This is a genomic window from Oceaniovalibus sp. ACAM 378, from assembly GCF_008085915.1.
In the GTDB taxonomy this organism is placed as follows: domain Bacteria; phylum Pseudomonadota; class Alphaproteobacteria; order Rhodobacterales; family Rhodobacteraceae; genus Oceaniglobus.
In genome coordinates, this window is sequence record NZ_VSJK01000004.1 from 341540 (window position 1) to 354260 (window position 12721).

The following is a 12721-nucleotide window of genomic DNA, read 5'->3' on the forward strand; positions in this document are numbered from 1 at the left end:
GCTCGCATCATTACCCCTGGAAAGGGCAGATTTCCTGCGGCTTCGCACCATAGCCCGCTACCTTGCTTTTGACTGTGGATGCATTTTTCTGCCCTGACGATATCTACAAGGGCCTCACCCTATGTGAGGCCCTGTGTTGGGTTTTATATCCTAGGCAGCGTAGCCATCGCGACAGAGCGTTTTCAAGCCATTCAACGACATCGACTCAAGCCCCAATGGCCCAAGCAAATCGTTCTCGGCTACGAAATCGCGGCCATACATGGCCGAAAATATCTTTACGCCCGATTCATGAAGCTCGGCTGGTTTGCCGACAAGCCGACCAAGCACGGCCGTCACCACCAACCCGTAAGGCACATCTTCGGTGACGTAGCGGCTGTCAGCAGTCTTCGGCCCCGAGCCACCATTTCCTGCCGCGTGCATCTCTTGATTCATTTCAGAAATCGAAGATACCGGAATGTGAAAGGAAAGATGAAAATGTTCAAAGATGGTGCGGACTTCAAGCCCAAGCGCCGTGGCAATGGCAATACGCTCCTCATCCAGCGCCTCCAGCAGCCGACCAACGTTTTGGGTAACATTCTGACCTTGGCTCCAAGTTTCGCCCTGCTCCATCCTGGTCATATTTCCCAGCGCAATACCCATATGGTTTTGCGGATTGAGATTGGACAAGGCAATTGCCATTAAGCTGCCACGGTCCACAAATCTATCCCCAAACAACGCCTGGCAAAGACTAAGACCTGCGGCGCTTTCAGAGGCTGGAATGGTTGCGAGGTCAACTTTTTTGCGGATTGTATTAACATTCACCGAGGTTGGACTTGCTTGTCGACCAGTGACCACCGTGGTTCCCCAAGCGACAATTGGCACAACAACCCCACGCGCAGCAAGCAACCGCGACAGGTAAAGCGCACCAAAAGACGCGTGCGAGCTTATGACGACCGTCTGGTTGGGCGTGATGTGTGGCGCGATTGCGTCAAGAACAGTCTTATGCCCATAGCCGGGCAGTGCGACAAAAATAACGTCGGCATTGGTCACCAACTCCTCTGCGCTATGGGCGACAGTGGGGTGAAATGTGCCCGTTACCTCGCCTTGCGCGACCAGAGCGCCGCTTTTGGCCAAATCTTGGGTGCGCTTCCCCGATGGTGACCAAAGCGCGGCCTTGTGTCCTTGTTGTTCCAGAAAAGCTGCGGTTCCAAACGCGATAGAGCCCGCACCAACAATTCCTACACGCATCCCAAACATTCCTTTTCATACAAACATTAACCGGTCCCATAGGTGCCCGGTCTTGATTTTCGATATGGCCACCAATTCCGGGGACCAACAATTGATGGATATTGCCCACAGCCTGTTCTGGCTGTGGGTCTGGTTTGTGCCAGCGCTGTCAGGCTGCTTTGACTTCGGCCGTGGCTCGGTCGATCATTTCGTTCTTCATTTCGCGGTTGACCGAACTGAAGAATACGATGCGGTCGGTTTCCTCTTGCGACAGCGTCAAGGCCAGCTTCTCACGCTCGTCCAGCAAGTCGGCAACGCCGCTGATGGTGGAGCTATAGCCGGATTGCCGCGTCATGGCCGCGCCAACCTCGGGGGTTTCGAGAACAGCATTGAGCAGTTTATATGCGTTCTCGGCATTTGGCGCGTTATTCACGATGTTAAGTGTGTAGCAAAAGCCAAACGTGCCCTCTTTCGGCACCGACAACTGGATCGGATGACCATCCATGATCAATTTGGCAATCGGGCCCGACCAGGACTGCGCAAGATAGATATCTTCATTGATGAACATCTGCTGCACTTCCGAACCGGCATCATAGTATTTACGCACCATATCCTTGTGCTTGATCAGGAAGTCGCGGGCCTCGTTTGTTGCTTTCTGCGCCAGATCGGGCGAGTCGGCATAGGATACAAAGTCTCCATCATAGCCGAGATATTGCATCGTGATTGTCATAAAGTCACTGATTGTGTAGGAGGTCAGCCCCTTGAACTCTGGATCGAACATGACCTCCCAGCTTGGCGCGTCCTTCACATAATCCACGTTGCGCGCAAGCCCCTCATAGCCCGCAAGGATCGGCAAGCCCCAAAGATTGCCGTCAACCCGCGCCCAAGGCGCTTCCTGATAGGCTGTGTTCAGGTTCTTCCAGTTCGCAATTTTCCCCGTATCAAGCGGCATCAGCAGGTTCGAGCTGATGAACTGTGAATAGCGGTGTCCCGCGACTGTGCAAATGTCGGTCGAGGGCGTGGCCCCTTCGGCGGTCAGCAGGTTGTACTGCTTTCCCTGATCGTCGGTCAGGCGCACCCGGACTTCGATGCCGGTGTCTTTCTGGAATTTGTCCAGAAAGTCAGCCGGAAGAAACTTGTCATAGGTTGTTATGTTCAGAACGCCGGTATCGGCCCATGCTGGGCGGGGCCGAATGAGCATTGGCGCGGCAAGACCCGCCGCTCCGACCCCAAATAGCTTCAGCGCGGTTCTGCGGCTTGGTGTATGAATTGTTTTCATTTTCCCTCTCCTGTTGTTCGCCCGAAGTCGATTGCTTCTGACGTTATCCTTCCAGTAGAAAACGAGACGTGGTGCAAGCCGACGACGTGCGAGAGGCGTTCACGCCGCCAAGGACATCACAACGACGCCCACCGCACAGTCACGCACTTCCACTATAACGCCCGACTTTCCATCATGGTGGAGCTTCTTGAATAAATAGATTCATGTCAAGCGCGCATCTTCAGAAATCCTCGGAAGCCGTATTGGCTAAGGAACCATCAAACAACGGGTCCGGCTGAGCGGAAGTTATGGTTTGATCGTTTCGAAAGGCGTGAGACAGGTTGTTGGGCCGCCATTTTGGCGGTTTGGCGTATTCTGGGCAATCTCGCCCTTATGCCATAAACTTTATTCGCACCAGAAACAGGTTTCCAAGCGCGAACAACGTGAAGAGCCGGGCGCGGTTCTTGGCGAGGCCCCGGTAGCAGGCCTTCATGTAACCGAACTGGCGCTTGATGATCCGGATGGGATGCTCGACCTTGCCCCGAACCATCGCGATGATGCACTTGATCCGCTTGTCGAAAGGATGCCGTTTTCCACCCTTTGGCGCTTTGCGCATGACACCCCAGACCTTGCCGGGGTCCTTGAACGCGGCCGCGCGTTCGGCGCTCACATTCACGGCTTTTCGGTTTCAGAGAACAGCATCGCTTCTCTGTGCCGGCCATTGGCGATGATCGTCATCAATGACAATTGGGTGGCTGTGTGAACGACCACCTTCAATATGTGGATGACCTTCGGGCAAATCATCATGCGAGTGCTCGTGCGTCCCGGAATCGTCCTGTGGCCAAAAAACGACCCCACCGAACATTCCAACAGCAGACAGAAGTGCAAGGACGGCAAAAGCGGTGGTCGGCCCAGCGACCGTGATCAGCCAGCCGGACAGCGGATATGTCACCAGCCAACAGGCATGCGACAAAGCGAACTGGGCAGCAAAGACGGCCGGCCGGTCCTCGGCATGGGCAGATCGCTTCAAGAGGCGGCCTGATGGCGTCAGCACCGCCGAATACCCAATCCCGATGATCATCCAACCTGCAAGAAGCGGGAGCCATTGGGTATCGTAAATCAGGGAAATCAGGGACAAGCTGAGAAGCGAGACGACCAGCAACGCCGCACCCCCTATCATCACAGGACGGTCGGGGCGGCTATCCAGCAATCGGGGCAGCGCGAGTGCAGCCAACATTGACCCCGCGCCAAAGGCCCCGAGGGCAATTGCCACTTGAGCCTCACCAAGGCCAAGATCGGCCCGGACGAGGACGACCGTATTCACCAGCACCATCGCTCCTGCCGCCGCTGCCGCGAGGTTGAGCGACAAGAGCCCCCGTAGCCGTGGTGTGGCAAGATAAATCCGTATGCCGCGGGTGGTGCGGTCATAGATGCCACGCGGGGCCGTTGGTATCGGGCTTGGCAGCATGACAGAGACCACCAACAGGGCTGACCCGACAAACCCGACCACAGTTCCCAAGAACAAGGCATGATAGCTGACGAAAGCCAGCAGGATCGCAGCCAGCATCGGACTTATGATATTTTCCAAATCGTAGGCCAGCCGGGACAGCGACAAGGCACGGGTGTAGCGATCTTCTTCGGGCAAGATGTCAGGGATCGTCGCCTGAAACGTCGGCGTGAAGGCGGCAGAGGCCGACTGCAGGACGAAAATCAGAATGTAGACCTGCCAAACCTCAGTCACAAAGGGCAAGCAAAGCGCAACCGCCGCCCTGATCAGATCGAGGCTGACCAGCATGGTCCGGCGGGGCCAACGATTGGCAAAGGCCCCTGCTATGGGGGCAATGCCGACATAGGCCACCATTTTGATTGTAAAAATCGTCCCCAGAACCAAACCGGCCCGCTCGCCAGATAAGTCATAGGCCAGAAGGCCAAGAGCAATAGTGGCGAGCCCTGTGCCAAGTAACGCAACGATTTGAGCCAGAAACAAATGGCGATAAGTGCGGTCAGTAAGGACAGAGAGCATGGTTTCCCTTTAAAGATACTTTGTGATTGCTTTGAAATCCGCCACGGCCAAAGTGTCGCTGGCCCCGCTGACTGCCTCATCAAGGCAATGGTCGATATGGTCTTGGATCAATGTGCGTTTGGCCTGCAGGACAGCCTTTTCCACAGCATGGAGTTGCTGCGCGATCTCAACGCAAGGGCGTTTGGCCTCGATCATTCCGATCACACTTTGCAGATGACCATCGGCGCGCTTTAGCCGCTTGATGATATCGGGGTGGCTTGCGTGTGTATGGTGCTTTGTCATATCCGCTTCATATCCCCCCCCAGGGGATATGGAAAGCCAGAATACAGGAGTGCGGCTCTGCGGAGGATCCCGCTCTTCGGCATGGATTATCTGCAGGGTCTGATGCTGATCTGTTTGCCGATCGGGGGGCCCACCGCCATGGTTGCAAGGCTGCACGCATATTGGCGCGCAAGCCCAAGGTGCTGGTCGCGATCGCGCTGGCCAACAAGATGGCCCGGCGGATTTGGGCGATGCTGACGAAGAAAGATAACGACAAGGATCCGGCGCCGGTGGGCCCGGCATGATGCTTATGCCGAACCGCTAGGACCGGTGCCAAGGGGGGGGGTGTGAGAAGACGACGACCTGAAGGAGCAAAACGATTGAACAGATCCGGATTGGGAAAGCCAGATAGGGCCTACGAGCCTGCAGCCTGCTCAACAGATTTTGACCCGATCCGCTGATCACCATCCCGGCCCGCGGCGTCTGGCAGTGCCGCATCATCAGGCCTCGCGGAAGACCGCACCCGATCACACGTCAATAGGGTCAAAAACGTCTTGCACTACGGGCGGCAACCACAGAAGCCTTAGTCGCTTAGTGGTTCGCCCAGCGTGTGCATGAGGCGGTTCGCCCAACCAAACAACGAAGATGACAGTATCAGGTCGAGTATTTCCTCCTTGGACAAGCCAGCATCGACCAAGGCTTGCATATCCTTATCATTCGCTTCGGACGGGCATTGGGACAGCTTGAAAGCAAAGTTGAAGATTGCCTTCAGGCGCGGCTCAATCTGGGCATCCATGCCATCCGCGAAAAGCGCATCCACCACAGTCTCGCTTTTGGTAAGTTGATTATAGCGGCTGGCATGGACAGCAGCACAATAAACACAGCGATTGACGATGGATGCCGCAACAGCACCAATTTCACGTTCGGCGCGCGAGAGGCCGCCACGGTTATACATGATGCCATTAAAAAGCGGCGTGCGGTGCTGTAACGTTTCAACATCATGGGCAAGCACCAGCACATAGTCCGACACCTTGGTATTGGACGGGGTAACTTTTAGCGCCTCGAGCTGCTCGGGGGTTGCCTGGCTCAGATCAAGGGGGGCAACATACGGTTTCCACTCAGGGATTTTTGTGGTGAATTCGTGAACGGTCTTTTTCATGCCAGATCCCTCATAAGGCGCAAACCAGCGGCAACCCTGATTTGATAGCTGACAAATGCGACCAGCTCTGACAACCGGACGATGTCAGCATCGCTAACACCCGCTGCTTGCAGGCGCTTGATGTCACCCTCGGTTGCGTTCTTGGGGTTTTGAGCAACAAGATCGACATGGCGGATCAGGGCGCTCAGGCGGACATCGTGGCCGCCGACAAAACCGATGTCAGCAATCCGTGCGCCAGAAGCATCATTATCGCCTATGAGATTGTGAAAATGCGCCTCAAATTCACGATCTGAATTGAGGACTGAAATGCGGCAGGCAAACGCCGCACGCTCAACGTAAGAAAGCCCGCCGGGGTCAGTTGGATGCAAGGCAGCAACGTAGGTTTGTTGCGTTAAAGACATGATATCCGCGCGTCCGTTTACGGCTTCAGCTAACGCGCTACCGCGGTCAATACCGGTAATTTTCGCAATCACGTCTTCTAATTGTAACACTTTATTCTCCTATCCACGTCTGCAGATTGCTGCCTGTGCGTCTTCGGGCAAGGGCGAAGCCGTCCACTCATCGCCCTGAAGCTCGGGCTTGTCGTATTCGAGCAAACGCTGCCAATACTGATCAAAACTCTCGTCATAGAGTTTGGCCGCGATCTTACGCGCCAGCAACGACGCGCCCTCACTGATACCGGGAATGTCGCCGCTCAACTTACCAAGGCTCGCAGCTGCCCCCGCGTTAAAGCTATAGATATTTGACAACCAAGGCGCGGTGTTCGGCTCACGTTCGGTGAAGCTGAAATCATCCGCAAGATAGGGAAACTTTCCAAGCTCAACGTTCTGCTGCTCCTCTGGGGGGATATAGCGGTCGCACCACAGCGCAATCTTGTCCGCATAGCCAGAAAGTTCAGTCCGTGCCATCGGATCAACAGTAAAGCCAGTCCCAAGGATAAGGTAATCAGTCCGCACATGATGCCCGTGGGCAGTTGTGATTACGATTTCCTCGCCATCAAGACCAACTTTTTCCACCCCGGCATCAAAGTGGAAATACGCATTCGGATGGCGGCTGACCCGTAGTGTCGAGCCTCGAGGGGCCGGAGTTTGAGTTCGCAGCGAATAGTTCATGATCTGCCAGCGGCGTGCGTCACTCAACTGCGGAAACACAGCCGTGAAGCCGAAGCACCCCACTCCCATCAGCTTATTAACTGTCGGCATTTGCTTGCGCCGGATCAAAAGGCGCACTTCTGCGGCACCGGCCTCCAGCGCTTCGGCTGCATTGTCCACTGCCGAGGCGCCAACCCCGACGACGACAACGCGTTTGTTACGCAGCGCGTTAAAATCAATATCATCGGCAGAATGTGCCCAATGCTGACGTGGCAAACCTGCGACAAACTCTGGAATGCTGGGCCGCCCCATACCATCGCGACCAGTTGCCATGATGACCTTGCGGGCAAGCACCGAGGTCTCACGGGCCCCCTGCCCTGCCAAGTTCAGGCGGAGCAGGTCACCTTCAGGCAGAATGTTCGTGACTTCGACGCGGTTCTCAACCGGTAGTTTGAGCACCTTGCGATACCAGCGAAGATATTCCATCCAATCAGTGCGCGCGATTTTGTCCAGGGCGGCCCATGCGTCATTGCCAAACCGCGCAATATAAAAGGACCGGAATGTAAGTGACGCCATGCCGTTTGCCGGGCCTACCAACTGTTTGGGTGAACGCAATGTCTCCATGCGTGCAAACGACAGCCACGGGCCTTCCAGTCCAGCGGAGCTGCGATCAAAGATGCGCAAGTTGCGCATGCCACCAGCGATCAGCGCAAAACTTGCGACCAGCCCGCACATCCCCCCCCCGATGACCACAACATCATGCACTTTTTCCGCGCTGGGAGTAGGGACGACCCAGTCCGCGGGAGGATAGCAAAGACATGCCAGATCATCAGCCACTCGACTTTCCAGTTCTTCCAAACTGGACGGTGGAAAGCTTAAAGGCTCCTGAGTGTCATATTCCATGGTGTCGGAACCTTCGTGGTCAAAAAATCAAAAATCATGCGGCGGGAAGCTTTTTGTGAACAACCGTTCTTTCTCATTCCGCAGCGTGTTTGTCGGGGATGAGAGTGGTGCTGTCAGTATTCCAACCGACCCATATATCCTGATCGCCGATTTGCGCTATATCCGATGGGTGAACCAACGCATTCAGCACTGCACCATTCGCAACTTCGATCATAAGTGACGTATGATTGCCTTTGAAAACGCGCTGTCGAATTCTGCCTTTGGCCTTGTTGGTCGTCGAAGGCTCGGAGAGGGAGCACTTAATTGACTCTGGCCGCAGCACCACATTTATGGAGTCGCCCGGCTGGGGCAAAAGAGCGCCCGGACCTGCCTTGACAGTAATACCTTGCCAGTCAACTGCGGTAAGATCACCATTAACGCTTTGAACCTTGCTTCTCAAAAGGTTTGTTTCACCAATGAAATTGGCCACAAAAGTGCTGCTTGGCTGGCTGTATAGAGCTGTGGGGTCGCCCATCTGCTCAATCTTACCCTTATTCATGACCACAATCTGATCCGACATTGTAAGTGCCTCTTCTTGATCATGTGTCACGAAAAGAAAAGTTTTGCCGGTCGTTTTTTGTATGGATTTAAGCTCCATCTGCATCTGTTGGCGCAATTTGGCGTCGAGAGCGGACAGCGGTTCATCCAACAACAAAACATCCGGATCTGGCGCAAGCGCCCGCATCAAGGCGACACGTTGGCGTTGCCCGCCAGATAGTTCCGCAGGAATCCTGTGTGCAAACTCTTGCAACTGAACGAGTTCAAGCAATTCGGACACGCGTCGATGGATTTGCTTTTTATCATGCCCTTTCAGTTCAAGGCCGAAGGCGATGTTTCTAGCCACGCTTAGATGCGGAAAAAGGGCATAGTCTTGGAAGACGATGTTCACATTCCGCTTGTTTGGCGGCACCCGCGTCACGTCCTTGCCACTAAGCATAATGCGCCCCGAATTCGGAACTTCGAAACCACCAAGCATCCGCAATGTAGTCGACTTCCCGCAACCAGACGGGCCAAGCAAAGTGACAAACTTGCCCCGCTCTATCTCAAGGTTCAGATCTTCGACTGCCAAAAAAGTGCCATAACTTTTCGTGACGTTTTCGAAAGTAACAATGGGGTCCATCAGCGGGTCCTCGCGCGGCGGGTTATAAATTCGGCGTACAGCCCGAAACTGGTGGTAACCACCAAAACGAGTGTCGCCATTGCATTGATCTCAGGAGACATGCCACCTTGAACTTTGGCAAAGATCAGCATGGGCAACGTGGCGCGATAGCCACCAAGAAAAAACGTTCGAACGAAATCGTCAATGGACAGCAACACGCAAAACATCATGCCACCAAACAACGCGGGGGCCAGATAGGGCAAGGTCACCCGCAAGAATGCGACGATGTTATCCGCACCCAGATCACGGGCAGCATCGACCATGTTTTTTGGCATCGAACGCAGCCGCGTTAGCGCCATGACCACCACAAAGGGCACAGAGTGGACAGTATGGCCCAGAATAATCGCGCCTGTTCCGGTGGGCATGTCGATTGTCGAAATGAAGATGCGCAAGGATATTGCCGAAATCATGCCCGGCACAACTGCAGGCAAGACTGCAAGTGCAAAGATCACGACCTGCCAGCGGATCCCTTCAGCCACGATGAGCATCGCAATCCAGGTGCCGATAATCGTCGCGGCGAGTGTTGACGCTGCCGCAATCCCAATGGAATAAAGACAGGCCTCCAGAAACTGCTTGTCCTGTATCACTTTGGCATACCAATCTAACGTCAAATTCCCTATTGGGAACGATACGAAATTCGCATCTTTGAAGCTCAACGCCATCATCAACGTGAGGGGCAGCAAAAGATAAAACAAAAAAGCCCAATAAAATGCGGTTAGGGCCGCACGTGGAAAGTCTGGGACTAAGTTACGCATCAGAATGTACTTCCTTTCTTACCACCAACCAAGCGTACGAAAAGGCCGGCCGCAATCAATGCTGTTGTCAGCATAATCATTGCGAAAGCGGCGCCCACTGGCCATTTGTTACTTGCCCCATGAAAGAACGAACTGATCGTTTCAGGAAACAGAACAGTATTGGGACCGCCAAGTAGCATTAGCGTGGCAAAGACCCCGATGCAGGTCAGAAAGACCAAGGCACACCCCGAAACGATACCATCTTTTGAGAGCGGTAGGATGATGCGGCGGAACCGAGTTAAAGGGCCCGCGCCCAGATCTGCCGAAGCATCCAGAAGTGACGAAGGAATCTTTTCGATCGCCGAATAAAGCGGCAATAGCATATAGAGACAGATCAGATAGATAAGTCCAAACCCCAATGAAAAAGGTGTGTAAAGCATTGGGATAGGTCGATCAATAAGTCCGATGTCGCGCAGCAAAACATTAATCGCGCCCCGATTTGAGAGCAGCATGATCACAGAGAATGTACGTATGATCTCACCTGCCCAGAATGGCACGAGCAGCAAAAGCAGCGCCCTTGGGCGTCCTGAAGGCCGAACGACCTTGGCAACGTAATAGGCAACCGGGTAGACGACAATAAGCGTCACCATCGTGGTGGCCGTCGCGAAAACAAAGCTTCGGATGAGCGGTAAGAAAAAGATTGGCTCTTGAAAAAAAACTATGTAATTTTCAAGTGTGAACTCCGATTTGTCGCCAGGCATGACAGGATAGTTGGACAGAAAGCTGATTTTCAACATTTGATAAATCGGCCCAAGATTCAGGGCAACAATCCATATCAGCGGCAAGCCAGCCAAAAGCGCGACGCGTCCCATTCGTGTTTCAACCGCAGCACCAAGTGTGTGTCGGTAAAGAAATGAGTTCGCCATTTTCGCTATGAGCGTGGAGTATCTTGGCATTTCACGGTCTTGTGTCGTGTTTAAATCGGAGCGCGTGGCTGTCTCAACCATCTATATCCCTTTTCTGTGGCTGCTCATGGGCACGGGTGCGCTAGGTCAGCAGTGCTATGCAAATCAATCCCCACAGCCTGTTCTGGCTGTGGGTCTGGTTTGTGCCAGCGCTGTCAGGCCGCTTTGACTTCGGCCGTGGCTCGGTCGATCATTTCGTTCTTCATTTCGCGGTTGACCGAACTGAAGAATACGATGCGGTCGGTTTCTTCTTGCGACAGCGTCAAGGCCAGCTTCTCACGCTCGTCCAGCAAGTCGGCAACGCCGCTGATGGTGGAGCTATAGCCGGATTGCCGCGTCATGGCCGCGCCAACCTCGGGGGTTTCGAGAACAGCATTGAGCAGCTTATATGCGTTCTCGGCATTTGGCGCGTTATTCACGATGTTAAGTGTGTAGCAAAAGCCAAATGTGCCCTCTTTCGGCACCGACAACTGGACGGGATGACCATCCATGATCAATTTCGCAATCGGGCCCGACCAGGACTGCGCAAGATAGATATCTTCATTGATGAACATCTGCTGCACTTCCGAACCGGCATCATAGTATTTACGCACCATATCCTTGTGCTTGATCAGGAAGTCGCGGGCCTCGTTTGTTGCTTTCTGCGCCAGATCGGGCGAGTCGGCATAGGATACAAAGTCTCCATCATAGCCGAGATATTGCATCGTGATTGTCATAAAGTCACTGATTGTGTAGGAGGTCAGCCCCTTGAACTCTGGATCGAACATGACCTCCCAGCTTGGCGCGTCCTTCACATAATCCACGTTGCGCGCAAGCCCCTCATAGCCCGCAAGGATCGGCAAGCCCCAAAGATTGCCGTCAACCCGCGCCCAAGGCGCTTCCTGATAGGCTGTGTTCAGGTTCTTCCAGTTCGCAATTTTCCCCGTATCAAGCGGCATCAGCAGGTTCGAGCTGATGAACTGTGAATAGCGGTGCCCCGCGACTGTGCAAATGTCGGTCGAGGGCGTGGCCCCTTCGGCGGTCAGCAGGTTGTACTGCTTTCCCTGATCGTCGGTCAGGCGTACCCGGACTTCGATGCCGGTGTCTTTCTGGAACTTTTCCAGAAAGTCGGCCGGAAGGAACTTGTCATAGGTTGTTATGTTCAGAACGCCGGTATCGGCCCATGCTGGGCGGGGCCGAATGAGCATTGGCGCGGCAAGACCCGCCGCTCCAACCCCAAATAGCTTCAGCGCGGTTCTGCGGCTTGGTGTATGAATTGTTTTCATTTTCCCTCTCCTGTTGTTCGCCCGAAGTCGATTGCTTCTGACGTTATCCTTCCAGTAGAAAACGAGACGTGGTGCAAGCCGACGACGTGCGAGAGGCGTTCACGCCGCCAAGGACATCACAACGACACCCACCGCACAGTCACGCACTTCCACTATAACGCCCGACTTTCCATCATGGTGGAGCTTCTTGAAAAATTAGATTCATGTCAAGCGCGCATCTTCAGAAATCCTCGGAAGCCGTATTGGCTAAGGAACTTTTGAACAACCCCACACCCTACCTGTTCATCCCTGATCATCACATCGTCCCTCGGAGATCTGCATTTTTCATGGCAAGATCGGTTTTGAGGGACATTCGGGACGAGGACGACCATGCTGTCCATCTTCATAAGCAGGCGACGACGACGCCTAAGGCAAGAGCGGCCCTCCAGCCGAGCGACGAGCCTGCATCGTCCGTGGCGGAATGCTTCGGCACGACTGAACAGACGGTGTATAGGTGGCGTCGCCGCTGCAAGCAACGACTGCCGGGCAGTGGACAACGTCCTATGTGCGGAATGATCTGTTGATTTGGCATCAGGCTATTGTCATGTCGAGCACTCCCGACATGTTCGAAGTTTGCGTCAGTTCGGCGTTTTGGTCAACGAACGGTCTCTCCCATAAC

12 protein-coding genes and 2 pseudogenes are annotated in these 12721 nt (G+C 54.3%); 2 read left to right on the plus strand and 12 right to left on the minus strand.

The window, feature by feature from the left end; all coding sequences use genetic code 11:
* Positions 1-150: 150 nt before the first annotated feature.
* From FQ320_RS07505 to FQ320_RS07525, 5 genes and pseudogenes are all read right to left on the minus strand, one after another.
* Positions 151-1227, minus strand: coding sequence for an NAD/NADP octopine/nopaline dehydrogenase family protein (locus tag FQ320_RS07505; protein WP_148471122.1), 1077 nt, complete (start codon positions 1225-1227; stop codon positions 151-153).
* 148 nt (positions 1228-1375) lie between these two features.
* Positions 1376-2485, minus strand: coding sequence for an extracellular solute-binding protein (locus FQ320_RS07510; protein ID WP_148471082.1), 1110 nt, complete (start codon positions 2483-2485; stop codon positions 1376-1378).
* A gap of 370 nt (positions 2486-2855) precedes the next feature.
* Positions 2856-3017: pseudogene (locus FQ320_RS25995) on the minus strand (transposase); the annotation flags it as partial.
* A gap of 135 nt (positions 3018-3152) precedes the next feature.
* On the minus strand, positions 3153-4487 hold the full coding sequence (locus FQ320_RS07520) for an MFS transporter (RefSeq protein WP_148471084.1): 1335 nt from the start codon (positions 4485-4487) through the stop codon (positions 3153-3155).
* Positions 4488-4496: 9 nt separating this feature from the next.
* Complete coding sequence (locus tag FQ320_RS07525) at positions 4497-4769, minus strand: metal-sensing transcriptional repressor (protein WP_148471085.1); 273 nt, start codon at positions 4767-4769, stop codon at positions 4497-4499.
* Between the two features lie 140 nt (positions 4770-4909).
* Between FQ320_RS07525 and FQ320_RS07530 the strand changes: the two are divergent.
* A pseudogene (locus FQ320_RS07530) lies at positions 4910-5053 on the plus strand (IS110 family transposase); the annotation flags it as partial.
* A gap of 278 nt (positions 5054-5331) precedes the next feature.
* Here the strand turns inward: FQ320_RS07530 and FQ320_RS07535 are convergent.
* The 7 genes from FQ320_RS07535 to FQ320_RS07565 form a co-directional block, all read right to left on the minus strand.
* Entirely contained in the window at positions 5332-5907 is a 576-nt protein-coding gene (locus FQ320_RS07535) for a peroxidase-related enzyme (RefSeq protein ID WP_148471086.1), read from the minus strand.
* Complete coding sequence (locus tag FQ320_RS07540; protein ID WP_148471087.1) at positions 5904-6398, minus strand: CMD domain-containing protein; 495 nt, start codon at positions 6396-6398, stop codon at positions 5904-5906. The genes FQ320_RS07535 and FQ320_RS07540 overlap by 4 nt, the downstream gene beginning before the upstream one ends.
* Positions 6399-6407: 9 nt before the next feature.
* Entirely contained in the window at positions 6408-7901 is a 1494-nt protein-coding gene (locus FQ320_RS07545) for an NAD(P)-binding domain-containing protein (protein ID WP_148471088.1), read from the minus strand.
* Between the two features lie 73 nt (positions 7902-7974).
* Positions 7975-9060 carry an ABC transporter ATP-binding protein gene (locus FQ320_RS07550; protein ID WP_148471089.1) on the minus strand — a complete coding sequence of 362 codons (1086 nt, stop codon included), beginning with the start codon at positions 9058-9060 and terminating at the stop codon, positions 7975-7977.
* Entirely contained in the window at positions 9060-9854 is a 795-nt protein-coding gene (locus tag FQ320_RS07555; protein WP_148471090.1) for an ABC transporter permease, read from the minus strand. Before FQ320_RS07555 ends, FQ320_RS07550 begins: the two co-directional genes overlap by 1 nt.
* Positions 9854-10840 (minus strand): ABC transporter permease, encoded by a 987-nt coding sequence (locus FQ320_RS07560; protein WP_148471091.1) that lies wholly within the window; start codon positions 10838-10840, stop codon positions 9854-9856. The genes FQ320_RS07555 and FQ320_RS07560 overlap by 1 nt, the downstream gene beginning before the upstream one ends.
* A gap of 113 nt (positions 10841-10953) precedes the next feature.
* Positions 10954-12063, minus strand: coding sequence for an extracellular solute-binding protein (locus FQ320_RS07565; protein ID WP_148471092.1), 1110 nt, complete (start codon positions 12061-12063; stop codon positions 10954-10956).
* Positions 12064-12389: 326 nt separating this feature from the next.
* On the opposite strand from FQ320_RS07565, the gene FQ320_RS26840 reads away from it, so the two are divergent.
* Positions 12390-12626: a helix-turn-helix domain-containing protein gene (locus FQ320_RS26840; protein ID WP_370513039.1), complete on the plus strand. Its 237-nt coding sequence runs from the start codon at positions 12390-12392 to the stop codon at positions 12624-12626.
* Positions 12627-12721: the final 95 nt, after the last annotated feature.

Excerpts from the sequence above, each read along its gene's own strand:
- FQ320_RS07505 (WP_148471122.1), bottom strand. The coding sequence starts at position 1,227 with ATGCGTGTAGGAATTGTTGGTGCGGGCTCTATCGCGTTTGGAACCGCA.
- FQ320_RS07510 (WP_148471082.1), bottom strand. The coding sequence starts at position 2,485 with ATGAAAACAATTCATACACCAAGCCGCAGAACCGCGCTGAAGCTATTT.
- FQ320_RS07520 (WP_148471084.1), bottom strand. The coding sequence starts at position 4,487 with ATGCTCTCTGTCCTTACTGACCGCACTTATCGCCATTTGTTTCTGGCT.
- FQ320_RS07525 (WP_148471085.1), bottom strand. The coding sequence starts at position 4,769 with ATGACAAAGCACCATACACACGCAAGCCACCCCGATATCATCAAGCGG.
- FQ320_RS07535 (WP_148471086.1), bottom strand. The coding sequence starts at position 5,907 with ATGAAAAAGACCGTTCACGAATTCACCACAAAAATCCCTGAGTGGAAA.
- FQ320_RS07545 (WP_148471088.1), bottom strand. The coding sequence starts at position 7,901 with ATGGAATATGACACTCAGGAGCCTTTAAGCTTTCCACCGTCCAGTTTG.
- FQ320_RS07550 (WP_148471089.1), bottom strand. The coding sequence starts at position 9,060 with ATGGACCCCATTGTTACTTTCGAAAACGTCACGAAAAGTTATGGCACT.
- FQ320_RS07555 (WP_148471090.1), bottom strand. The coding sequence starts at position 9,854 with ATGCGTAACTTAGTCCCAGACTTTCCACGTGCGGCCCTAACCGCATTT.
- FQ320_RS07560 (WP_148471091.1), bottom strand. The coding sequence starts at position 10,840 with ATGGTTGAGACAGCCACGCGCTCCGATTTAAACACGACACAAGACCGT.
- FQ320_RS07565 (WP_148471092.1), bottom strand. The coding sequence starts at position 12,063 with ATGAAAACAATTCATACACCAAGCCGCAGAACCGCGCTGAAGCTATTT.
- FQ320_RS26840 (WP_370513039.1), top strand. The coding sequence starts at position 12,390 with ATGGCAAGATCGGTTTTGAGGGACATTCGGGACGAGGACGACCATGCT.